We start from the raw sequence: 23,463 nt of genomic DNA on the forward strand, positions 1-23,463 counted from the left end.
GGGTGGCCGATCATGACGATTCAAGTGGAAATAAAAGAGTTAGTTGAATATATGGATATGCAATTTGAAGAGTCAAATACTTATTTAAATTTAATAACAGGAGAGTTTGTTGTAGTCACAACAGAACAATTAGGTTTAGCAGAAGAAGATGAACCATATGATCATCTTTCTGAGTGGGAAAAAGAGGAAAGAGAAGTCGCTATTGATATTATTGAAAACTTTGAAAATTATCAGGAGGTCCCAACTAGGTACGAAATCAATGAGTATAGTATGATGGAAGATTTTTGCTTCACTGTTAATGATGAAAGAAAGCAACAAAGATTATTAAATGCGATTAGTAGAAAAGGTGCTTTTAGAAGATTTAAGGACCTAATTATTGATCTCGACATTGAGGAACAATGGTTTTCCTATCGTGATGAAAGGTTCAAAGAGTTGGCTATTAAATGGTGTGAACGTCATAATGTGAGCTATGTAGACTAAAAAACTCTCCCCTTTTTGACAAGGGGAGAGTTTTTTTCTCAGAGTAAGAAAGTATAAAAATCTGTCCTTATTCGGATGGTGCTTTTATTTTTGTCTAGCTCCATTGCCCAGCAACTCCGACGCACACGATGTGCTAGCGTCAACGTTAGTTCGCGCGTCGTGACTGTACTTAGTTGACGTACCTTTTCACCTTCGTTGCTAAACGGGCGCTTGCGCTTTCTTATAAACGAGCTTTTCTCTCAACCTAACAGAAATCCAATCAATAATGTTATTCTAATTTAAATACATATAGTGAAGGGGAATGAAAATGGGAGAAGAAAAAGAAATTATCACTAGATTTAGTGAATATTTGAACTGGTTAAGGGAGATTGAAAAAATCGATGAAAGTAAATGGTCTGAACCTATTGCCAAAGGAAAGTGGTCTGTTAGTGAAATAATAGGGCATATTATGTATTGGGATCGTTATCTAATAACAGAGGTACTTTCATCTATCAGGCAGGGGAACGAAATCACTTTTCCAGAGTTTGATTCATTTAATCATCAAGCCTCTTTTTATGTAAGATCAGGTGGATCTCAAGCTGCACTTATAAAAGAAGCGATAGAAGCTAGGGGATCACTAGTGAAAGGATTATATGAATTGCCAACTGCAACCTTAAAAAAGCAAGTAACGGTAAATGGTGTAGCGGACTGCCCGCATACAGGAAATCCATATACTCTTCTTTATATTGTCGAGGAATTTATCGAACATGATCATCATCATCAAAAACAGGTGGAACGATCTATTACTAGACATGATAGCTCATTTTCATAGTAATAGTGTGTGTTCAAAAAGTATGGAAAAAAGGACGCTGAATAGAAAAGCTGAAGCTAGCACAGTGTACGTACAGGTGTAGGATCACAGGCTAAGAACAACCACATCGCGCGAGTTAACGCCTGCGCTAGCACCTCGTGTGCGCCTGAGGAGCGGAAAAGCAAACCAACAAAGTTATTCAACCGACATTTAAGGAACATCATCTAAGTTCAGCCACGTCGCGAGAGCTAACGATGATGCTAGGCCATCCAGGCCATCGTAGGACTTTTTGAACAACCTCTAAAAGAGTTCTTTCGTTTACACTTTCAAACTATTAATGCTCTTTTTCTATTTGTATAAAAGATTAAGCAAAATCGTTCTGTGTTATTGACATCATCTCACAGAACACCAATAATATATATTAAGAGAAAAAATATGGGACATTCGCATATTTGAATTTGGAAGTGAGCTACAAAGCAACCGGAGCGAATGGCTAGGAGTCTTTCCGATGAAGTGAAAATTATAGTTTATAACGAATAGAGTTCCTCTTATTAAGGATATAATCCAACTTTTTATAATTGAAATTAGTGTAAAAAGATATTTTTGAAGTAAAAAGAAATGATTTTTTCTGTTTTTGAGCAGACTTTATATCGTTATGAATTAACTAATTTTTCGTCAGACAGACTCCTAGGAGGAATGGCTACCCACCATACACTTGTGAATAATAAGGCGGATTTATACTCCTTGTCTCTTCTGTCTATTGCGTTACGACCTATATGTTTCATGGTCACTCTCACCGTCGGAAGGCAATAGGGGCGGACAGGAGAAACTTTTTACGGATAGCTATGGCGGAATCGGTAGACGCAGATAAGACCATTACTCATCTAAAGGGAGCAAGGCAAAACGCCAAACAACAAAGGTTGCATGCAAGGTTCAAATCCTTGCTAGCTGACGCATAACTGTTATGAAAAACGGAGGAATTTATATGTCTAATAATGAAGTTTTCTCAGATGATGAAAAACAAAAAGATTCTAAATTAAAAATCGAAAGAAAAGAAGGAGAACCAACTTCAGCGTTCAAAGGTTCTTCGTGGGCATCACTATTAGTAGGGATTACCGCGTATTTAATAGGTTTGTATAACGCTTCGATGGAACTAAACGAAAAAGGGTATTACTTTGCCGTGTTAGTATTTGGGCTATATTCGGCAGTATCTTTACAAAAAGCAGTAAGAGATAAAGATGAAGAAGTTCCTGTTACCGGTATCTATTATGGTTTAAGTTGGGCGGCACTCATTGCTTCTATAATATTGATGTCTATTGGTTTATACAATGCAGGGAGTATAGTGCTAAGTGAAAAAGGATTTTATGCGATGTCATTCGTTCTTAGCCTATTTGCCGCTATCACCGTCCAAAAGAACATTAGAGATACCCAGAGAGCAAGAGAAAGAGATTGAGAAAAGGACAGACAGCTGCTTTGCAGTTTAGTAGTTGTCTCTCACTTCCTCTTTTATATGACAAGTAACCCATCAATCGATGGGGTTTTTCTATTTTTAACGTAATTACCGAGAAGTCTCCCACTTCTAAACGAAGTGAAAGTGGGTGATGAATCGGCTTTTTTGGTATAATATTCTTATAAATTGTCAAAGTAGGTGAAAATCGTGACTAAGCTAAATAAGGCGTATCAATTCCGTATATATCCTATATGAGAACATGCTTCTCTTATTCGCAGAACCTTTGGTTGTGTGCGTTTTGTGTACAATAAAAATTTCTTTTCTAAAAATGCTGAATTCCCTACCTTCAAAAGTCATAGATCAAGACAATGCTATACAACAAACGTTGTAAATAGAAATATTGAACTTATAGATGGATTGTTAAAACTACCGAAACTAAAATTTGTAACGATTAAACACCACCGTCAAATACCTGAAGGACATAAGATTAAATCCTGTACGATCTTTATGACAAAAACAGGGGAGTTTTTCGTGTCCATTTTGACTGAATATGAAAAAGAAATCATGGAGCAACCAACTCATTCATTTATTGGTTTAGACTTTGCGATGAATGGCTTATTTGTCGATAGTGAATCAGGTAAGAGAGCCAATTACCCACGTTTCTATCGTAAAATGGTAGAAAAGCTAGCCAAAGAAAGTTCCATATTAGCTAGACGAACAAAAGGTTCTTCTCGTTGGAATCAACAATGCTTAAAAGTAGTGGAAATTCATGAAAAAGTAGCGAACCAACGAAAGGCTTTTCTTCATAAACAATCCCATAGACTAGCAAACCAATACGATTGTGTCATTATTGAAGACCTCAATATGAAGGGAATGTCTCAAGCATTAAAGTTCGGTAAAAGTGTATTTGATAATGCTTGGGGTATGTTCACTTCCTATTTAGACTACAAGTTGAAAGAACAAGGAAAGTGACTAATCAAAATTAATAAATGGTTTCCTTCTTCAAAAACTTGTTCAAACTGCGGTCAAATCAATAAAGAATGGACTCTTTCTGACCGAGTGTTCCATTGTCATTGTGGATTCTCGTCCGATCGTGATTGGAATGCGTCTATCAATATCAAAAACGAAGGTATTCGAAAGCTTACATAAAGGAAACAAGACCTCTTGGTTCACGAGGGATCGCCTAGTCCATTAGAGACCATTAGGCTTCTGCACCATAGTAAGAAAGTATAAAAATAGGTCCTTATTTAGCTTGCGGTTTTAATTCTTGTCTAGCTCCATCGCCCAGCAACTCGTAAGTTTTTCGAAGCACACGACGTGCTAGCATCATCGTTGCCCACAGGACGTGGGCGTCTTTAGATGATGTTCCATTTCTCTATGATATGTCAACGGAGACGCCTCCAGGAGGGAGGTGGATCTACGTTTGCTCGCGCGACGTGGCAGTAGTTAGTAGATCCTCCGCTTTCCGGCTTTTCGTGTTTCCTTTATCTCATACGGAGTAATCAAGCCCCTTCGTTGCTAAACGGGTGCTTGCGCTTTTCTTACTAGGAAGCATCCACCTCTAAGCGCAAGCGTAGGTGGTATCTAGTTCACTATAGGAGAGATTGTAATGAATAAAGCTCAGTTTATTGTCTTAGGTATATTGGAACAGTTAGGACAAGGAAGTGGTTATGATATTAAACAAGTGTATGATGATAAAAAAGTTGATCAATGGTTAGATATTAAAGTAGGTTCAATTTATCATGCAATAAATCAGTTACATAAAGACGGTCATATTCAAGAAGTGCAGAAAAAGCAGTTAGGAAAATATCCAGAAAAAACAATTTATCGAGTATCATTGGAAGGGGAAAAACGATTTGATATGCTTCAGGAAAAAGCATTTTTAGGATTATTCCCCGACTTTTATGGATTTAAAATGGCACTTAAATTTAATAAGCGTCGAAACAAAAAGGAAATTATAGAATATGCAAACAGAGCGATCCAGATCATTGATAAAAAACTGGAATTGATGAGAGAGCATTTAAATTCTCTTGGAAGTGACAAGTCCCATTTTAATTACGATGCTTTTTTTATTGAACATGAAAGATATCTATTTGAATCTGAAAAAAAATGGATTCAAGAATCTATGACAAATATTGATCTTATTATGTTTAAAGAATAAAATTCTGAAAATTATTGATATTCTCCTCAAACTTGAATAGAATGATGATATCTACTCAAATTTGAATAGTTTGGAGGAGTGTTTAACATGATAAGATATTTGGAAAATGGAACTTTGGCTCTCGCGTTATTTATTACTGGTATAATGGCAGGATTCTTCTATACCTACACCTTTAATGTGAATTTAGCCATGTTACAAGTAGATGGAGAGACATATGCAACAGTCCAGTCATTGTTTAATGAAAATGTTCGTCATGTTATGTTTTTTATCTTTTTCTTTGGAGGTGGTGCTATATCTGTAATCACAGTAATAGCCAATATTAGACACTATAAAACTATCTCTTTTTGGTTGATGGTGACAGCGGGTTTAATATACATGTTGGGGATCATTGTTTTTACTGCGAATGTCAATTTACCACTAAACTACGAAACAGAAAGCTGGAACCCACAATCCTTACCTTCAGATTGGCAACAAATTCGAAATGATTGGAATCAAGCCAATGCATTTCGCGTCATATTTTCTACACTCTCATTCATTCTCTATATCATCGTTTTAGTTATTCGCTCGATAAAAATTAAAAAAATATAAAGGTCATTTTGAGTGAATTTTGAATAAATCAAATTGTAGTGTTGAGAAGAAAAAAATTAAGATTAGGAGTTTCACTTTAAAAATTTGGAGGTATTAACTTGTTTCCTATTAATCTTAGTAATAATGTATATTCACCAATATTAATTCACGTGTGGAATACGTTTAACCAAGTAAAATGCTCTGCTGCTCTGCTGCAACCATCGTCATTCATGATGATTCAATCGTGTTAGAAAAATATATAGGGAAACAATCAAATCAACTTAATGCAAGGGCTGCTCAGCCTGATACTCAGTTCCATGTCGCTTCAGTAAGGAAAAGTTATATTGGATTTGCAGTGGCCTATGCCGTTTATTATGGTTACATAAAAAGTATTGATGACTTTGTTCTAACTTATTTACCAGACCTTGACGTTGAGCCTTGGAAACCTGTAACGATCAGACATTTATTAACCCATACGCATGGATTAAGTGAAAAAGAAGGAAAGGTTGTTCGTGAATTTCAGGTAGGGAGAGAGCTGGATATATAATCAAGTTGGCATAAACGTTTTAATTGCTATCGTCAAACGAACAACGAAAAAAACGGTGGCTGACATTTTACAAGAACAAGTCTTTTCACCACTTGGGTTTAGTGAATCTAATTGGTACTCTGAAAAAACGGAAAAACTTGCTGATGTCATGGTTAGAGATGAAAAGGATATTATTTGGAAAAACTTCGATAGTATAGAAGGTGACGAGCCCAATATGTACGTGTCAGGCTCGTGAACTAACGATGTGGGGCTATTTACACTTGAAAGAAGGTCATATAAATGGAAAGCAAATCGTTCCAAAAGAGATAATAACAATGGCAACCTCTATTCAAAGTCCATCGATGCTTCATAAAGATCTACCTCAAAATGGTTTTCTATGGTTTGTAAAAGATTTACCCGCTAAAAAGACAGAGATCGGGGAGAAAGTTCCAAGTGGCTCTTATCAAATTTTAGGCTATACAGGTGTAACTTTAGTAGTCATTCCTCAAGAAAATATAGTTGCCGTTCGAATGTTTAATAGCTTTGGTTCACCAGTAGGTCATGATTATTTATCTAATGTTCGATCATTTGGTAATATTGTTATGAAGTGTATAAAGAAACTTTAAGAGGTTGTTCAAAAAGCTCTGAAAAAAATATCGGTTGAATAACTTTGTTTATTTGCTTTTCCGCTCCTCAGGCGCACATGATGTGCTAGCACAGACTTTAACCACACGACGTGGTTACATTGATTTCTTATACTTTTTTGGAATAATTGTTATCAATCTATTAAAGCATGGCAAGGATTTTAAATCTTAAAAGGGAGAGGTTGCTGTGGGATTTCCTATACTGGAAACTGAACGATTACATTTAGTTCAAGTAAACAAAGACCATACTCACCAGTACTTTGAGATTATGTCTAATAATCATGTCATGAAGTATTATGGGATGGACCCTCTAAAGAGAATAGAAGATGCTTCAAATATCATCGAGTCTTTCCAACATACCATAAGGTGGGGAATTGTATTAAAAGAAACGAATCATTTGATTGGAACGTTAGGGTTAAAAAATCTAAATTTGTGGAGTGAAAAAGAGAAATAGGGTATGAGTTACACTCTGCCTATTGGAGTAAAGGAATTACGACTGAAGCAATAATGGAAGGTTTGCGATATTCGTTTGACGAATTAGGATTACATAGAATGGGTGCAGTCACTTTTCCTCAAAATCAACCATCGATTCACTTATTGGAACGATTAGGGTTTATGAAAGAAGGGTTATTGAGAGGATATCTGTATCAAAATAACCAGTCTCATGATGCCCTGATCTTTTCGTTATTAAAAACTGAGTGGAGACAATAATGGGGTGACATATGAAATATATAGAAATTGGTGTGGGAAATAAATGGTTTGTACGAACGGAAATAGAACGGGAAGATGGTACGGAATACGAACGAAAAGGAGTGGTGGGTCCTATAAGATTTCGCTCCTTTTATGTAAGAGTGTGGTTTGGCGATAAAGTGATCGTATTTGATTCTCTAGAAGGGATAAAACGAATAAAAAAAGAAAGGAAGGGGTTAAAATTTCTTGTTGGTGTCGTTAGTGAATAAAATGCAAGAAATTTCTCCCTTTAGCTTACTAATCTACTCTAACTCTTCTCTTTGAAGTATTTGTTCCGTTATTGTAATGAATTCTTTCACAGTGTATGGAATATATTTTGCTTTTTTTGTAATCATCGTCAGTTCTAGCCTAGCTTTAAAATTAATAAGCGGAATCGCTTTGATTTTTGGATTAATAATTTCTTCTGCTACTCTACTTGACAATAAAGTAATCCCAAGTCTTGCTTCTACCATTCCAATCATAAAGTCTTTTTGAGAGCTATGACAAACAATATTGGGATAAAATACATTTTGAAAAAAAGACATCTGCTTATTCAGCAAACGCCTCTGTTAGTGTATTGTTCATCTTATCTTGTTCCCTTTTGAAGAGATATTAGTCAAACGTTACTTGTCTTTGTTTTTGTTTTCAAAATAAGCTTTGATGATATCTTGTCCAATGTACTTATTAATACCACTATCGTCTTTCAGTGAATACGGAACGACGATAGAAAAAGCGATTTCAGGATCGTCATAAGGCGCATATCCAACTAATGTTAAATTGTAAGTAGAAGGGCTCGTAATTAACTTCTCTTTAATAGAATCATAATAAAATGATTGAGCTGTTCCCGTTTTTCCTGCTAGATTATACGAATTATAGGGAGATTTTCCAAAATCGTAATTTGCCGTTCCTCCAGCCTCCTGATAAACTGCCTTAAATCCACTTTGAACGAGATCAAGATATTGCTGGGGCATGTCTACTTTATTAAGTACAACTGGCTCTATCGATTCTTTTACAGCTCCTAACTCTTCAGAAGAAGAGCTTGAGTCTCTAATCTGTTTTACTAAGTGTGGTTTCATACGATATCCATCATTGGCGATCGTTGAAACGTATTGAGCTAATTGCATAGGTGTGTACGTGTCATACTGACCAATCGAAAAATCCAATTCTTTCCCTGCTTCTTTCTTTTGGGATAAGCCTTTAATTTCACCTGGGAGATCAATTCCTGTTTTTACCCCTAAACCAAATTGATTAAAATGATATCGAAGTGAATCAAATACTTCAGGGTCGTTAGGAAAACTCATAAAAGGGTAATAACTAGTGCCAAACATAGCGAGTACTGTCTTAAACATATAAACGTTAGAAGACCTTTTTAAGGCATTTTTAATATTCATGGTACCTAGAGTTTTATAAGAACTTTTGTCAGGTGTCCCTTTCAAGTGCATTGTTGCGTCCTGAAAAACAGTAGCAGGACTAATCGCCCCTTCTTGTAATCCTGTTAATATGGTTGCTCCTTTTACAGTTGATCCCATTTCATAAGCTGAACTAATCGTACCTAATGAATAATCTTGTACCACATATTTCCCATCTTTTTTCACTAGTTGTTTTCCCGTTAAAGAAAGGACTTCTCCTGTTTTTGGGTTCATCATCACGACAAAAGCTCGGTCTAAAAAGGGTTCGCCTGGTTTAGCTCTCAGTAATCGTGTTGACACAATTTCTTCTACTTGTTTTTGTAGTTCAATATCAATCGTTAAGACTAAATCCTTACCAGAAACACCTTCATTGAAAGTTTTCCACGATAAAATTTCCCCATCTTTTTCTTCAATTGCCATTTGTCTTTTGGAGCCCCTTAGTTCTTCTTCGTATTGATATTCTAGTTGGCTTAATCCAACACGGTCGTTTCGGTTATACCCTTTGGATAAATAGTAGTCTAGTTCATCTTTAGGTAGTCCTCTTGTTGTGGAAGAGACACTTCCTAAAATCGATCGAAGGGTGTCATCGTAAGTATACTTACGGTCCCAATCGGTATGAATATCAACACCAGGAAAGGTCTCTGAATTTTCGGCAATGATCGCCATTTCCTCTTGTGTTGCATGTCTTTTAATGGTTTGCGAGGTATAATAGTACCCACTCGTCATTTCCCTGAAAATCGCAACAACCTCTAATTCGTCCTTGTCGATTTCGTTTAAATCAGCTTCGTTGATTCTATCTAGTTGTAATTCATATAAATCTTTATCATCTAGTTTTTCGCTGTTTAATTCTTCATCGGTTATTTTTTTCAATGCCTGCTCTGGTCTAGTAATGATCCAATAATCTTTCAAATCACGCTCAGTCACTTTTTCTGTATCTTTATCAATAATTTTGGCGAGCTTTTCAGCAAGCTCGACTATATCTTTTTGAGAAACACCATTAATTCTCGTATAAGTTATGGAAGGAACTTGCTCATTTAATACGATTGGTTGTCCATTCCTATCATATATTTCACCTCTTGGAACACTCATACTAACGGTTCTCGATTCCGTTTTATTGACAATTTTTTTTGTATTCTTCCCCTTCAACAATTTGCAAAAAACCAAGCTTTATAATAAGTGCTGAAAAACAAATAAAGACAGCAAAAAACAGCACATTAATTCTTAACAGTCGTTTTTTCTTAATGATTTTCTTTTTATCTCCGTTAATCCCCATGCTACCCAACCTTATATCTTTTTAATAATTATAACATATTGAAGTTTGTTAAAAAGGTTTCCTCTATATCTGTTTTGCTTTCAAAATGTAATTTTCCCATACTTACAATTTTGGAAAACGAGGTTACAAAAAACTGAATACTTCTTTATTGTGATATCACAGTCTAAAAAAATAAAACTCAACTATATCTCAAGAGTGCTTCTTCTTTAAAAAAGGTTAGGTTTTGAAAGTTAAATAGTACTTTGGTTAATGACTGTTCATATATCTTAATCTGAAACATTATATGCACATAAATATGGATGTGAAGTATTAAATAAGGTTGTTAATTCAGACGTAAAAAAATTTTAGTATGATGACGAAATTCACTGTAATATTTATAATGCACGAAGTCAAAAAAGAGATTTAGTAACCTAGTGTAATTAAAACATACATGACTTCTTGAGTAATATATTTAGGAGAAGATAACCATTATACTAGTGTCACTAAATGGTTATCTCCTTTTTTTATATTAATTTATCTATTAATAAACACTGGTAATTGTGACTTCTTGGTCTAAAGTAATATTTGTTCCCTGTTCTTGCAAGGAAACAGTGAATTCATAACTACCGGGTTTTAAGAAAGTAACAATAAGATTTGCGCAAGTGTTAAAGATTACTTCAGGAAAAATATAGACTCCTACTTCATTAAATATAATGGGGGTGCCATCAGCAAATGTTAATTTAAAATCATCCAATTGACTTTGATCTCCAATTGATACGAGAACTTGTGCTGGTCTTTCTGGTTCGTCTACTTCAAAAGCACAAATTTGAGCCTGCCTTGATTCTCCTACTGGTATATCAAGAGGCTCTTTCAAAGATACACAATAAGGCATTTCTTCACCTCCATTCTTATAGTCGCTATATCATATGTAATTCGAGCAGGATTGCGTGGACGAATACAATAGAAGAGAGGTCCCATTTTTTTACGAAAAATTCATAGCGGTCAAATGGAATTCTCAAGGTGTATAGATAAAAGCGATATTGGCTAATTATGAATGTTTTTCTTGTAACAAAATTGATAGATATGAAAATGGTGGCTGGAATCATGCCACTCCCTCTTAATAATGGCCAAAACAGCGATCCGAATAGCAAGTGGAGTAGGGCAGAAGAATAAAATTCGCCCTTTCCCACCTTCTGAAGCGATAAATTTTGATATCGATTCACTAATAATTGAAACAAATACTTCATAAAAATAAATCACATAATAAAAAGCGGTATAAAAAAAGAAAGTAATTGATATTTCTTTTTCCCATTGCGCTAAATCACTTATTCCAACAGTATAAAGGGCAGAAAAAAAAGACGAACAAAGTCATAATCATGATCGTTATTGACCCTGCGAGGATTTTTCTAGGTAATATTTTTTTGATAATCGTTAATAACGGTATTTGAAATATAGTAAACTGATTGTTATTCAATATATGTGCTCCTTTTTATGACCTTCAGTATGCAATTATACATGATTTGTAGGAAACACAGGCGTTTTATATTGTAACATTTCTGTATTTTTTATAATATATGTAAAAAATTCAAGCTCAAATTTTGAACTAACAAGCTTTTTTTTGGGGCATTTAAATATATTCCCTCCATTTGTAAAGCATACAAATGAGGTGATTACCGTTGAGATTGAAAAAGATAATAAGTTCTTTGCTCATAATTTTACTAATAGCTTTTTCAAGCGATATTGTCCATGCCATTGAACAAGAATCTAACAATTTTAATGTTGATTTAACTGGGTATGACGAATATTCTTTTGGTGACTTTAATCAAATTGGTTATAAAATCACTCCGCTTGCTCAGTTATTTTTAGGTATTATCCAAACAGAACAAGAATGGATTGACGAACCTAGGGTTTACATTAAAGGAAAGAAGGGATATTTTCATCTTTGGAAGAAAGATGGGACAAATGTATTGTACACAATAGAGAAGGAAACAAGTGGGTATTTAAAGGGGGATTGGAAAGTTGTTGATGTGAAAAGAAAGAAAATTAACAGAATTCCAGTATCTAAAAAGTTGCTTAAAGAAGCTTTAATTGAACGATTAGTTATTCCTATTTCTAAGGTAATTGAAAGTTATTATGGAGAGTCTAAACTGTGGTATAGAGGCGATGAAAAGGTCCTTGAAATTAAAAAAGATGAAAATTATATTAACGTGACCGTGCAAGTGGTTACCTTTGAAGGAGCTCATAGTCCTCCTTATGGTCAAGAAACGATAATCTTCCAGATTTCAAGGGGGGGTCATGTTAAGGTTGTGAAACATAATCATAGAGACATCCTAGAACAAGAATGGACAAAGTTGCAGTTGCGATAAAAGGGTTAATTGTACTCAAACAAGGGAGTTCATTAGTGAAAAGAGTACTAAAAGGTAAAAATACTAAACACCCTGTAAGTCATTAAACCTTAAGCATCATCTCTCATCGTCATCAGACTTGTCCATAAAAAATCTTCACCAAATATCGAATTTGGCTGATGTATCTTTCTCATCGTTCTGAATTCGTGAATAATAAAATCCTTATTTAGTATGTCTTTTAATCGCTCTTCCGAATAACCAATTCCGCCATTTAACGATCCTTTCTTATAAATATCCCAATCGGAAGTATCGGAAGCTCCAGTCTTATTAAAACAAACAATTCCAAAGAAGCCGTCTTTTTTGAGAGCTTTCTTTATCATCTCTATATGAGACAATCGACGATGGGGAGCTAAGTGATGGAATAAACCACAATCATAGATAAAATCATATGTGGCAGGTTCAACATCAATATCAAAAATTGAGCGACAGTGAAAATTGACGGATACTCCTTCTTTTAAGGCTCTTTCGTTTGCCCATTCAATCGCATTTTCTGATATATCTATAGCGTCAACTTTGCAGCCCTGTTTCGCCATATAGATTGCATTTCTTCCAGGTCCCCAGCCTAGCTCTAATACTTTTTTAGGAGCGATTGTTTGTTCAAAATAGTGAACTAAATTTTCATCAGGTCCTTCAATCTGAAAAAAGGGAATTTCTTTTGACCGATCCTCATAAAAGTCTTCCCAAAACTCTTTTGGGTCTCTTAACATATCATACATCATCATTGCCTCGTATGACGAAGATAAAAATTTTAATGGAATTAGATTATTCTCAACTGATTTAGAACGAGATCCTGAAATTGAAGACTACATATTCCCTGAAAAAACAGCTATTGTTATGAATGTTGCTGCGTATATGAGTTTTATTGCAGGAGAACCAAGAGCAATAGTTGATTTTGATGAAAGTGAATTAAATAAATACAAAGTGACTAACGAGGATTATATATTATCCTTTGATCACCTAGAAGATCAAGATACGTTTATAGTTAAGTTAGAGGAAAGCGAAGATAAAGAATAACTCAACCACTTGCAAAGCGCAGGTACATTCAAAATGAGTGTATATGTTTTTTAGTTGCTAACAGATTGTTGGTGACTGGATCAGTTCATTGCATTTTGCAATCATCTTATTTTTTTTGCATAGAAAAACACCCCGAAGGGCGCTTATATGAATAATTTAGTTGATATTTATCACTTCTGTTTTGTAAGGTTCAGAAGCTATTGTTTCTTTTTGTTGTGCTTGAGAAGCTATTCGTGCACTATTCTTTGCACTATTCTCTATACTATAATAATCTAACTGTAGACGAAGATCAGTTCCATAATCGGCTGTGTATGTTCCTTTACCACTAAAAAGCACTTCTCTATTTTGATGATCTAATGTTAGAGTAGAAGGGAGTTCATATCCGCTATCAGTTGCTGCGTTAAACACATCATAAATATTAAAACTATTAACTTGATGCATCCCTAATCCAGGTAATTCCATTGACGTCACAACATTTCCACTAAGATTAGCTTTAAGTTGTGTTGTGCCAGTTGCCTGTACCCTTTGAGAAACAGCAGTTAAAACTAATTTGGTATTAGCCGGGACCGTGATTTCCTGAGAAGGAATACTAACAGTAGTACTGGTTGTATTTGATTTTTCTTGAGTGCTACTGAATGAGTATTCTGTGCTCAAGGTGTTATTAACCCCTAGTCCCCAAAGTGAGAACCCAGCTTCAATTTCGTTCCCTATAGTAATTCCCTCTGTTACAGAATTGCTCACTGTTTGATCCATCTGAACATCAATAGATTGGCTCTTCAACGTTTGTTCTGTATTGGTGTTATTCATTAGATAAGTTTTACCTGCGTATTGTGTATCTCTATTACTTATTTGAGGAGAACCAAGCTCTTCCACACGTGCGTTATTAACTTCTACTTCTTGAGAAATCTTAAGTTGACTTAAAATATGATCTCTCAGTGGCATGAAACTTAGGCTTTCTCTAAACGCTTCATTTAATTCACTTTCAAAATCAACTATTTCCGAAGGTGCTGCATAAGAATTTGACGAGAACGATAAAGCTAATAATGTGCAAAGTAGACCAGAGATTACAAATTTCATTTTTTTCATTGCTCTTCCTCCTAAACTATTAAAATACTTATTATATAAATTAAGACTATACTAAATATTATTCATTGTAAAACGTTTTTTTGAGAATTAAAAACTTTTTTTGTTATTCATTTTATAGGGATAATGTCGAAACTACTTATAAAAACAGTTATTACTACGTTAATACTTGGTCTTGTTCATTTTTTTTTAAGACTAAAATTATTATATTAATATAAATATAAATTTTATTTTCCTATTTCCATAAAACCCCTACCAAAAGATACTAACTCTTTTTTATGTCCTACTTTTTGGGGATAAAAAAAAACCCCAAAGGGCGCTAGTCAATCCTTTTTAAAAGCTAACAATAAGAAAATAACACTTAAAATTAAAAGAATTGGAACAAACATATTATCGGTTAATGTCGGTAGTTGTGGCTCTGTATCGAAACTACCCCCATCAATCGCTCCTATCCTTTGGCCAGACCAATATATATGCACTAAGGCGTTCGATCGTGTACATAAAACCACTTGCAACCAAAAGAACGAAAGATACTATATATCTGCTATTTTTATTCATTCTTTATCCCTCCCTCGTCTTTTTATTGATTCTAACAAAAGTTATTTCAATAAAAAAGCTTGCAGTTTTTTCTCTGCAAGCTACTAATTAATTTACCATTTCAGCTCCAATGACTACTTTTATCAATAGTTACACTCCTTTCTAGTATAATCATTTTAGTATAAAGTAAATTTAACATTTGGTACACTTTTTAACAATTTTTATATGAAAATAGTAGGAGAGTAGAGATGAAAGAAACCGAATTTTACGCCTATCATATTGTGACTAGAAAAAGAATGAGGGTAGGGCAAACGATTACGTTTGATCAGACACAAAAAAATACGCTATATCGATTCTTTTTTGAAAGGGACCATTTGAATGGCAAGGGTGAAGATTTATTTCAGATTTTTAGCAATCATTATACGGAAAAAGGTTTGATTTTGGAAAAAGAAAATGCTGATTTAGCAATCAACTATATGGGACAAACGATTAGGGCTGTGAGGGAAGTCATAGCCGAAATGGTGAGGCTACAAGAATACCCGGAGTATCCATCAAGGTTATCTTGTTTATATGCTGCGAAGAGCTATGAGGATGCTTTGAAATGGAAACAATTATTTGATTCTTATCATCGCGATGTTTTACAGATTGTTAAACTAAAAGTTTTGGGCACATCTTTCGAAGGGGACGCAACCCTTTTGCCAAAAGAAGATGGGGTGCCGTTTTCAAAGAAAATAGAACAGGCGAGAGAATATTGGAATGGAAATGGATCAAATCAACTTTCAGAACTTTTATTAAATGGAAAGATTGAAGTGGTGGAAATTATGGATAACTTTCTGGCTTAAAAATCTCAATAAAAGTTGACATTAAAAGTGTATTAACCGTATAATACATATATTAAGTGTATTGTTAGGTTAATACACCTTGTGTTTTTTTGTGATTGGTGTATTAATTGTTTAGTACACTAGTTTACCATTAGTGTATCAATAGGTTAATACATAATAAAGCGTGAATCTCAATAGGAGTTGGGTATATGGATGTGAAGTTTAATAATCGAGATCCTGTCTATGTGCAAGTGATTCGTCATTTTAAAGAACAGATTGCCAAAGGTGTTTTTGAACCTGGTCAAGAGATTCCTTCAAGAAGAGAGTTAGCGAATAAGTTGAAGATAAATCCAAATACGGCACAACGGTCGTATAAAGAAATGGAGGAACAAGAATTGATTTATACCGACGGAAATTTGCCAAGTCGCATAACAAAGGATGAAAAAGTATTGAAGAAGGTACGAGAGGAACTAATTTTAGAGGCGGTTGATACATTTGTTCATTCCGTTCAGTCCATTAATGTACCTTTACATGATGCCTTAGATTTAGTGAAAAACAAGTACCAAGGTGAAAGTAATAACTAGGGGGGACGAATGTGATTGAGGTCAAAAATGTAACGAATAAGTTTGGACGGAAACAAGTGTTAAAAGATGTATCTTTCACTGCTGAAAAGGGTCAGATTACGTGTTTAATAGGAATGAACGGTGTTGGGAAAACAACTATTATGAAAGCGATTATGGCGTTAACACCGATTCATGGTGGTGAAATCTTAATTGATGGTGAAAAGATAAACAAAGAAAGTTATGAAAAAATCACCTTTATTCCAGATTCAATAACAATGTTGCCTCGCATGAAAATAAAAGATGCTTTTACGTTTATGGCTGATTTTTATAATAGTTGGAATCAAAAGAGAGACCTAGTGAATTGCTCGAATTTTTCAAGCTGGATGAAGAGGAGAGAATTTCTCAACTATCAAAAGGAAACACCGCTAAAGTGAACATTTTGCTTGGCTTAGCTTTAGATGTGGATTATGTATTAATGGATGAACCGTTTTCAGGAATTGATCTTTTTAGCAGGGAACAAATTGCGAACGTTTTTACGAGTCGCTTAGTTGAAAATCGAGGGGTTATCATCACCACACATGAAATTAACGATATTGAACATTTAATTGATAAAGTTGTTTTGCTTGATAATGGGAAGGTTATAAAGGAATTTAATACGGAAGATGTTAGAGAAAATGAAGGAAAATCCGTCATTGATGTCATGAGAGAGGTGTATCAACCATGAATCGTTTCTTAAAATTGGTAAACTTTGAATTTAACCGTTTTTTTAAACTTTATCTCGTTTTAATAGGAATGACGGTTCTAATGCAAATAGGTGGACTCATTTATGAGGCGCAATTATATATCTTGTCAGTCAAAAGTTTTCACCTTTAAGAAGCCTTCAGATCCTCGTCAAAAAAAGGGTCTGATTGCTTCTTTTTCATTATTCGACTTATGCATAAACGGCTCGTTTTACTAAAAAGCGAAAAAGTCGTCTTCCTTAAATAATAGGCAACGGTCGCTTCTGAGACAATAGGGTTGGACTTCGTTCGTAAAAATCGAACAGGACTCTCATTAATCTTAGTTGAAAAAGTAAGAGACAACATTTGAAGCATCCCCATGGCGATACAACTACACATGACAAATCCCTCGATTGCTTTCAAAGCGGACAAGATGAGTTCTTTCTCTTTTTCATCCTCCATTTCTTCTAATGGATGAATCATTCTTTTTTGCATAGCGTCTCAGTTTAGGCATGGCTTTTGACCAAAATTGATACCCAAATCCATTCATCACTTGTTTCAGCTCTCGAAACGTACATTCAATTTTGAACCTAAAACTGTACAATTCAATGATGTTAACGGGATCTAAATCGAGCTTCGTTGTAACAAGAATGGCTGTTTTTTCTCCATACATGACAAGGACGAATCGCAGTTCTTGATAAAGCTTTTGCCCCCATAATAAATTAAGGCAAAGGTAACGAACGGTCTCTTCTTCTTCCATATAAACGGACGGTTGCTTCTACGAATTCACTCTTCCTTGATGTAAAGAGGTCTTGAAGTTTGATGGTCTCTCCTTTTTACGAGGACGACCTTTCCTTTATATTCACCGGGCTTTGTATAAGCCCTACAAGACTTCTTGGCTTTAGTCAAAAGGTGAAGCATCGTTTCTGATTTCTCTAACAGTTCTGCCCGTTTCATAAGAGCAAAAATGGATAAATAGTAGCCATCAAGCAGTACGAGCGATTCTCCCATACATTTAGCTGCTTGAAACGCATCGTTTATGATTTGAACAATGTGAGAACCTTCACATTCATAATTGTTCTGTTTTTTTCTCCAATTTCGAATCATGTTGACACCGTCATGGAGCCTGATCGAAAGAGGAAGACAAAATAGTTTCTTAGAAGGATCGCCAATGAGAACACCTATCCCACCAAACATGTGCCCAAAGATAAACTCGGCTTTTGAGGAATTTTCTGATTCTTGATGTAACCTCTTCACACCAGGCATTTTTCGTGCTTCTTTCGATTGCTTCACGCCATCTCCTACCAAGATGGTGATGCCGTCTTTCTTATAGATGGGTGCCTTACGATAAACAAGCTTCGTCCATGTTTGAATAAGATCCTCTAACTTCCAAGCTTGGGACCTAAAAAAATGCATCATAGCAGGATAGGACTTGGGTGAGATCGAAAGCTCACGAATGATGGAGGTTAATCCTACTTGATCGGAACGTAACATCAATCCAATAATCATGACGACAAACCATTCATAGGTAGCTTGTCGTGTAAAACAGGTCCTAAATTCTGAAAGTTCTTTATCTATTCTTTTCCACATAATCACTATGGTCATTCGCTGTTGAGTTTGATACAATATCAAAGATAACTCTTCTCGGATGACATGTCTCCTTATTTTGTTTAGTCGCTTAATAGGTTAACATGAAATCAAGCAGAAGGGTTATTTTTTATGCAGAAAATTCTCTTTCTAAGGGATTGAGTCATCTTTATAAAATGGACTTTGTAAGGGACCCCAAGACTCCTGCGGAAAAACGGGCTAGTCAAGACCCCGCAATGTGAGGCACGAACGAGGAGGCTTGACAGGTCGTCCGCGGAAAGCGAGGGGAATCCCTTACCATTACATAAAAAACATCGAGTATGGGGAAAAAGCTTTGAAAAATTCCGGAGAACTTTTGACTCTCCAGTTATATATGAATGAATTGAAAAAAATAATGAAAGATAATGAATTGGTTTTCAGTAACTCAGTTTCGAGAGAAAACTTTATGGAAAGTTATGGACCATTTTCTATTCATTATGTTTCAAATTGGATTGATCTATCAATTGCGATTGCTGTAGTAACTTTATTAATCTATGTTTTTTTCATTTGGTATCGTGATTGGTTAGGGAAAAATACGTTTAGTTACCGTTTGTTAATGCTACCGACAGCACGTATTAATATTTATTTTGCGAAAGCGACAACTATTTTGATTTGTATTTTAGGGTTACTTGCTTTACAGGTATTATTACTTCCAATAGAGAGTACCATTATTAAATCGCTTGTTCCAAGTGAATTTAGAGCAGATCTTCCAATCTATGATATAAATAATAGTTCCTCTCTCGTTCTATTTCTACCAGGAACTTTTTTAGATTTCCTTCTATATTATGGATTCGGAACGGTTTGTGTTTTTGTAGTTTTTACTGCGATCTTGTTTGAACGCTCTTATCGTATAAAAGGGATCATTTGGGGTGCTTTATATTGTGTTGTCTCTTTCGTGATTTTTTTACTTCCTTTGATTGTAGATGCTTTTCTATTGGACTATTATTTTTATCTACTTGATCTGTTGCTCATAGAAGCGGGAGTAGCGTTATTGATTTTAGCTAGTTCAATATGGACAAGCAATTACTTGTTGAAGAACAAAATGAGAGGTTGATCGGAGGTTATATAGATGAAACGATATTGGAAAATCATTGCCCTTTGTATTGTTTCGGTTTTAGTATTAGGAACGTTTTACATACAATCTTTCTTCGCTGCTGAAGAGAAAACAACGGTTGAATTTGAAAAAGTAAGTGGTGATCAGGATGAGTTAAACAACCTTTTAATAAATGCTACATATGAGGTTGATGATAAGTACCGAACTTTAAAAATTACAAATCAAGATACAGTTACCCGTGAGAATCAAACTTTGGTTCAGCAAGTGTTAAGTAGTATTGATTATTCTATGAAAAACATGATTGATGGATATAAATCTTTTATGAGAGGCAAAGATCATCAAGCTTCAAATTTCTATGAAGATAACAACCTGTTAGTGTATGCTGATATTAAGGAAAAATGGACTGCTAATGCTGAAAAGGTCGATTTTACATTTAACATTGACGTGTTAGAAAAAAAAGATAATAAAAGAATTGCGTTTGAAATGGATGTTCCAACAAAGGACGATTATTATACGATGAATGTGGTGGATGTCCAAGTTTACGCAGGTAAGTTAAAGGTTGTTGTTCGTCAAGACTCAAATAATATACATGTATACACATTCCAACTAGAAAAAAAGAAATTAGTTAATCATGAAGTTATATTTTCAGTTGAAGATACAGAAAATGGATGGGTTGGGGTGAGTGATGAATACCCTAGTTCTACTAAACCACAAAAATATCTTTTGATGCAGAGTGAAGGTGTAGGTGATGGTAAAGTAGTGGAGGATGGACAACATAAATTAGCTGACAATGGGTTCATGCTATTAAATATAGAAAAGAACCAGCTCAAAAAACTAATGGTGCCTGAGTATGTATCAATCGATGCATCTACCATTATTGATTCTTCGGTCTATTTTCATTCTTATACAGAAAACGGTTCACAAGTCTTTCAATATGATATTAAAAAAGAAGAGTGGAGTAGCATAGATTCATTTGATTTCTTAACAACAAGTGAAGACTTGGAAAGTGAATATATAGAATTGATTGAAGGGGAAAATATACCTCATACGTTCTGAACAAAAAGAGCGTAAACTATATATAGGCGATTTAAGGACAGGAGAAACGTTGTATGAAGGAAAATTAAAAGTCAACAGTCCAATGGATAAAGAAAATAAGGGAGAACTTTTAATTGGATATATAGAGAATATTCAATAATAAAATAGAGTGTAATTTCATGCACCATTAAGGGGTTTTTTTAATAGAGTAAGAAATATTCCTGTTAGCAGCAAAGGCTGTTAATAGGCAAAACCATAATAGTCTTTGCTTCTTCTTTAAACAATAAGGAGGCAGGATCGGTATGGGGTATAAGAATGCGAATCAAGTATTACCTGAAGAACTAATTACACAACTTCAAGAATATATAGATGGAGAGTACTTATATATACCTAGAAAGAAAGGCAATGAACGTTCTTGGGGAGAGAAGAGCGGAACGAAAGAGGAGTTACTTATGCGCAATAAGATCATTCATCAAAAATACCGTACTGGAACAAACAAAGAAACGTTAGCAGAAGAATATCACCTTTCTATCAAAAGTATAGAAAGAATCATCTATCAATAAAAATCAAAGAATGTCTAGTGTATTAGGCATTCTTTTTACTGCCCTCATAATTTATACATAGCTATTTAATAGGAAGAATAGTGGGAATGGTTCCAATATAATAAAGATTAGGAGGTGTAGGATTATGAAATTTATAATTAGAAGAAGAACAGAAGAGGACATATGTGAATTTCTTACTTGGACATTCGATGGAATCTATTCCTTTTAGAGGTTGTTTAAAAAGTCCTAAAAAAAATGTCGGTTGAATAACTTTGTTGGTTTGCTTTTCCGCTCCTCCGACGCCAGGATTGGCTAGCACGGGTGTTGTCCCTAGGATGGGGACGTTCTTAGCCTGTATGTACACTGTGAGTGCTTCGATGCCCAGGACGGGCTAGCGCAGGCGTTGCTCTCGCGACGTGGCTGAACTTAGCCTGCGTTCCTTAAGCAGACCGCCTCGTTCTTGTCTAGCTTCAGCCCTTACATCGGAGACGCCTAAAGGATTTAGGTGGATCTACGATAGTCACAGGACGTGACTGTTCTTAGTAGATCTTCAGAAATAGTCAAACATTTAGTGAAGGTAAAGAACACCTTCACGTTATGTTCGCCTTATGCTGGTCGGCGATGCACACGATGTGCTAGCATCATCGTTAGCCGCAGGACGCGGCTGTTCTTAGATGATGGACTTACAAAGGGCTTCAGCTTTTCTATTCAGCGTCCTTTTTTCCCTACTTTTTAAACATGCACTAAAAAAGGATGTGTTTATGTTGAAAGCAATTATTTTTGACTTTGACGGTACACTGGCTGACACATTGCTTGTTTGTTTGTTGCGTTTCAATCAGTATTCAAAGAGTTTGATCATGTGGAATTGACTATTGATGAAGTGAAAGCAATGTTTGGTTCTTCTCAAACAGGAATTATAAGAGAGAATCTAATCAATAAAAATATTGATCAGGCAATTGAGCTATATTATGAGAAATATAGAGAGAAGCATCAAGAACTGGTTAAGGATAATAATGAAATAACAGAGTTGCTTGATACGTTAAAAAAAGATGGATATAAATTAGCGATTGTAACAGGAAAAGCATGCAGAAGCCTAGATATATCATTAGAGGGCTTAAAAATGAATCATTTCTTTGATGTCATTGTGACTGGAGATGATGTAGAGTTACTGAAACCTTATCCGGAAGGGATTAATAAAGTATTAACACAGTTAAACATATAAGAAAGTGAAACGATCTTTCTTGGTGATAGTGATGCTGATATTCAGGCAGGTAGACGAGTAAATGTACATACAATTGGGGTGCAGTGGTTACCACATTACCACCCAGTTGATTTTACTGTTGAGCCAAATCAAATTATGAGCGACGTAAGAGAGTTGGATCATTTTTTAGCATAGATAAAGGGAAAAGGAATTTGAAAAGTCTTTGGACACTATTAGTTAATGTGGTGTTCTTTTTCTTTTGGAGGAATAGAAATGAATTTTAAACAAGTTCAAGTAGTCAATGAGTTGATGAGTAGATTTGATAAACCATGGTGTGTTGCAGGTGGTTGGGCAATTGATCTATTTATAGGAAGGGAAACGAGAGAACACGGGGATATTGAGATTGTCATTTTTCGAAAGGATCAGTTAGAGTTAAAGATCCATCTCAAAGGTTGGTGTTTTCAAAAAGTAGTAGAAGGGGAACTTCAGCCTTGGGGTGATGAGGTTTTATATTTACCTATTCACGAAATACATGGTGTGAATACGAATGGTGAGAGTTTGGAGGTACTTTTAAATGAAACGAAAGGTGATGAATGGAGATATAGAAGGAATTTGAACATTTCTTATCCTTTAACGTCTGTCATTCAGTTTACTAAAACGGGAGTGCCGTTCTTATGCCCTGAAGTTGTTCTTTTGTATAAGATGAAAAATACACGGAAAAAGGATCATTGGGACTTCATGGAAGTGGAAGAATACTTGGATGATGAAAAGAAAAGCTGGTTAAAACAAGCGATTAGATCATGTGATTTAGATCATAAATGGTTACCACTTTTATGATGGTTTGAAAGATGAAAC

At 35.0% G+C, this 23,463-nt stretch carries 27 protein-coding genes and 3 pseudogenes; 21 read left to right on the forward strand and 9 right to left on the reverse strand.

Features of this window, described 5'->3' with window-relative positions; all coding sequences use genetic code 11:
- The first annotated feature begins 12 nt into the window (after nucleotides 1–12).
- The 11 genes and pseudogenes from LC087_RS16690 to LC087_RS16740 all read left to right on the forward strand — a co-directional run bounded on the left by LC087_RS16690 (nucleotide 13) and on the right by LC087_RS16740 (nucleotide 7,577).
- A complete protein-coding gene (locus tag LC087_RS16690; protein WP_226543014.1) occupies nucleotides 13–480 on the forward strand; it encodes a UPF0158 family protein in 468 nt (155 codons plus the stop codon).
- A gap of 307 nt (nucleotides 481–787) precedes the next feature.
- Nucleotides 788–1,291, forward strand: coding sequence for a DinB family protein (locus tag LC087_RS16695; protein ID WP_226543012.1), 504 nt, complete (start codon nucleotides 788–790; stop codon nucleotides 1,289–1,291).
- A 964-nt stretch (nucleotides 1,292–2,255) separates the two neighbouring features.
- Nucleotides 2,256–2,723 (forward strand): inner membrane protein YiaA, encoded by a 468-nt coding sequence (gene yiaA, locus LC087_RS16700; protein WP_226543010.1) that lies wholly within the window; start codon nucleotides 2,256–2,258, stop codon nucleotides 2,721–2,723.
- A 204-nt stretch (nucleotides 2,724–2,927) separates the two neighbouring features.
- Nucleotides 2,928–3,869, forward strand: a pseudogene (locus tag LC087_RS16705) (RNA-guided endonuclease TnpB family protein).
- A gap of 460 nt (nucleotides 3,870–4,329) precedes the next feature.
- The gene (locus LC087_RS16710) at nucleotides 4,330–4,881 is read left to right on the forward strand and encodes a PadR family transcriptional regulator (protein WP_226543009.1); all 552 of its coding nucleotides are present in this window, start codon (nucleotides 4,330–4,332) and stop codon (nucleotides 4,879–4,881) included.
- Nucleotides 4,882–4,968: 87 nt separating this feature from the next.
- Complete coding sequence (locus tag LC087_RS16715) at nucleotides 4,969–5,469, forward strand: anthrone oxygenase family protein (protein ID WP_226543007.1); 501 nt, start codon at nucleotides 4,969–4,971, stop codon at nucleotides 5,467–5,469.
- Between the two features lie 223 nt (nucleotides 5,470–5,692).
- Nucleotides 5,693–5,995: a serine hydrolase gene (locus LC087_RS16720; protein WP_306019715.1), complete on the forward strand. Its 303-nt coding sequence runs from the start codon at nucleotides 5,693–5,695 to the stop codon at nucleotides 5,993–5,995.
- Nucleotides 5,996–6,023: 28 nt separating this feature from the next.
- Nucleotides 6,024–6,230, forward strand: a complete 207-nt coding sequence (locus tag LC087_RS16725) for a hypothetical protein (RefSeq protein WP_306020866.1) — start codon at nucleotides 6,024–6,026, stop codon at nucleotides 6,228–6,230.
- Nucleotides 6,231–6,255: 25 nt separating this feature from the next.
- Nucleotides 6,256–6,600, forward strand: coding sequence for a serine hydrolase family protein (locus LC087_RS16730; protein ID WP_306019716.1), 345 nt, complete (start codon nucleotides 6,256–6,258; stop codon nucleotides 6,598–6,600).
- Between the two features lie 205 nt (nucleotides 6,601–6,805).
- A pseudogene (locus LC087_RS16735) lies at nucleotides 6,806–7,329 on the forward strand (GNAT family N-acetyltransferase).
- An 11-nt stretch (nucleotides 7,330–7,340) separates the two neighbouring features.
- On the forward strand, nucleotides 7,341–7,577 hold the full coding sequence (locus tag LC087_RS16740) for a DUF3977 family protein (RefSeq protein ID WP_226543002.1): 237 nt from the start codon (nucleotides 7,341–7,343) through the stop codon (nucleotides 7,575–7,577).
- Between the two features lie 33 nt (nucleotides 7,578–7,610).
- Here LC087_RS16740 and LC087_RS16745 read toward each other — a convergent pair whose 3' ends face one another.
- From LC087_RS16745 to LC087_RS16755, 4 genes are all read right to left on the reverse strand, one after another.
- Nucleotides 7,611–7,892 (reverse strand): LysR substrate-binding domain-containing protein, encoded by a 282-nt coding sequence (locus LC087_RS16745; protein ID WP_226543000.1) that lies wholly within the window; start codon nucleotides 7,890–7,892, stop codon nucleotides 7,611–7,613.
- Between the two features lie 78 nt (nucleotides 7,893–7,970).
- A complete protein-coding gene (locus tag LC087_RS16750; RefSeq protein WP_371932617.1) occupies nucleotides 7,971–9,845 on the reverse strand; it encodes a peptidoglycan D,D-transpeptidase FtsI family protein in 1,875 nt (624 codons plus the stop codon).
- A 22-nt stretch (nucleotides 9,846–9,867) separates the two neighbouring features.
- Nucleotides 9,868–10,029: a hypothetical protein gene (locus LC087_RS19805; protein WP_371932618.1), complete on the reverse strand. Its 162-nt coding sequence runs from the start codon at nucleotides 10,027–10,029 to the stop codon at nucleotides 9,868–9,870.
- 520 nt (nucleotides 10,030–10,549) lie between these two features.
- Complete coding sequence (locus LC087_RS16755) at nucleotides 10,550–10,900, reverse strand: hypothetical protein (protein WP_226542996.1); 351 nt, start codon at nucleotides 10,898–10,900, stop codon at nucleotides 10,550–10,552.
- A gap of 790 nt (nucleotides 10,901–11,690) precedes the next feature.
- Between LC087_RS16755 and LC087_RS16760 the strand changes: the two genes are divergently transcribed.
- The gene (locus LC087_RS16760) at nucleotides 11,691–12,374 is read left to right on the forward strand and encodes a DUF3888 domain-containing protein (RefSeq protein WP_371932619.1); all 684 of its coding nucleotides are present in this window, start codon (nucleotides 11,691–11,693) and stop codon (nucleotides 12,372–12,374) included.
- A gap of 89 nt (nucleotides 12,375–12,463) precedes the next feature.
- On the opposite strand, the gene LC087_RS16765 is transcribed toward LC087_RS16760, so the two are convergent.
- Entirely contained in the window at nucleotides 12,464–13,132 is a 669-nt protein-coding gene (locus LC087_RS16765; protein ID WP_226542994.1) for a class I SAM-dependent methyltransferase, read from the reverse strand.
- A gap of 115 nt (nucleotides 13,133–13,247) precedes the next feature.
- Between LC087_RS16765 and LC087_RS16770 the strand changes: the two genes are divergently transcribed.
- Entirely contained in the window at nucleotides 13,248–13,427 is a 180-nt protein-coding gene (locus tag LC087_RS16770; protein WP_226542992.1) for a hypothetical protein, read from the forward strand.
- 156 nt (nucleotides 13,428–13,583) lie between these two features.
- Here the strand turns inward: LC087_RS16770 and LC087_RS16775 are convergent, their stop codons facing one another.
- Nucleotides 13,584–14,504 carry an ETX/MTX2 family pore-forming toxin gene (locus LC087_RS16775; RefSeq protein WP_226542990.1) on the reverse strand — a complete coding sequence of 307 codons (921 nt, stop codon included), beginning with the start codon at nucleotides 14,502–14,504 and terminating at the stop codon, nucleotides 13,584–13,586.
- Between the two features lie 791 nt (nucleotides 14,505–15,295).
- Here LC087_RS16775 and LC087_RS16780 point away from each other — a divergent pair.
- From LC087_RS16780 to LC087_RS16790, 3 genes and pseudogenes are all read left to right on the forward strand, one after another.
- Nucleotides 15,296–15,889 (forward strand): DUF2441 domain-containing protein, encoded by a 594-nt coding sequence (locus LC087_RS16780; protein WP_226542988.1) that lies wholly within the window; start codon nucleotides 15,296–15,298, stop codon nucleotides 15,887–15,889.
- 188 nt (nucleotides 15,890–16,077) lie between these two features.
- Complete coding sequence (locus LC087_RS16785; RefSeq protein WP_226542986.1) at nucleotides 16,078–16,452, forward strand: GntR family transcriptional regulator; 375 nt, start codon at nucleotides 16,078–16,080, stop codon at nucleotides 16,450–16,452.
- Between the two features lie 11 nt (nucleotides 16,453–16,463).
- A pseudogene (locus tag LC087_RS16790) lies at nucleotides 16,464–17,155 on the forward strand (ABC transporter ATP-binding protein).
- 145 nt (nucleotides 17,156–17,300) lie between these two features.
- Here the strand turns inward: LC087_RS16790 and LC087_RS16795 are convergent.
- Genes LC087_RS16795 through LC087_RS16805 form a run of 3 tightly spaced genes read right to left on the reverse strand, consistent with a single transcriptional unit; the run spans nucleotide 17,301 to nucleotide 18,782 of the window.
- On the reverse strand, nucleotides 17,301–17,645 hold the full coding sequence (locus LC087_RS16795) for a hypothetical protein (protein WP_306019717.1): 345 nt from the start codon (nucleotides 17,643–17,645) through the stop codon (nucleotides 17,301–17,303).
- A complete protein-coding gene (locus LC087_RS16800; RefSeq protein WP_306019718.1) occupies nucleotides 17,602–17,910 on the reverse strand; it encodes a hypothetical protein in 309 nt (102 codons plus the stop codon). Before LC087_RS16800 ends, LC087_RS16795 begins: the two co-directional genes overlap by 44 nt.
- 26 nt (nucleotides 17,911–17,936) lie before the next feature.
- A complete protein-coding gene (locus LC087_RS16805) occupies nucleotides 17,937–18,782 on the reverse strand; it encodes a transposase (RefSeq protein WP_306019719.1) in 846 nt (281 codons plus the stop codon).
- A 289-nt stretch (nucleotides 18,783–19,071) separates the two neighbouring features.
- Between LC087_RS16805 and LC087_RS16810 the strand changes: the two genes are divergently transcribed.
- The 5 genes from LC087_RS16810 (at nucleotide 19,072) to LC087_RS16830 (ending at nucleotide 23,445) form a co-directional block, all read left to right on the forward strand.
- Entirely contained in the window at nucleotides 19,072–19,830 is a 759-nt protein-coding gene (locus LC087_RS16810) for a hypothetical protein (RefSeq protein WP_306019720.1), read from the forward strand.
- A gap of 15 nt (nucleotides 19,831–19,845) precedes the next feature.
- Nucleotides 19,846–20,886, forward strand: a complete 1,041-nt coding sequence (locus tag LC087_RS16815; protein WP_306019721.1) for a hypothetical protein — start codon at nucleotides 19,846–19,848, stop codon at nucleotides 20,884–20,886.
- 281 nt (nucleotides 20,887–21,167) lie between these two features.
- Nucleotides 21,168–21,428 (forward strand): CD3324 family protein, encoded by a 261-nt coding sequence (locus tag LC087_RS16820; protein ID WP_226543245.1) that lies wholly within the window; start codon nucleotides 21,168–21,170, stop codon nucleotides 21,426–21,428.
- Between the two features lie 838 nt (nucleotides 21,429–22,266).
- Entirely contained in the window at nucleotides 22,267–22,629 is a 363-nt protein-coding gene (locus LC087_RS19810) for an HAD hydrolase-like protein (protein WP_371932620.1), read from the forward strand.
- A 252-nt stretch (nucleotides 22,630–22,881) separates the two neighbouring features.
- Complete coding sequence (locus LC087_RS16830; protein ID WP_226543243.1) at nucleotides 22,882–23,445, forward strand: nucleotidyltransferase domain-containing protein; 564 nt, start codon at nucleotides 22,882–22,884, stop codon at nucleotides 23,443–23,445.
- The last annotated feature ends 18 nt before the right edge of the window (nucleotides 23,446–23,463 follow it).

The organism is Bacillus carboniphilus (assembly GCF_020524035.2).
GTDB lineage: Bacteria > Bacillota > Bacilli > Bacillales > JAIVKR01 > Bacillus_CC.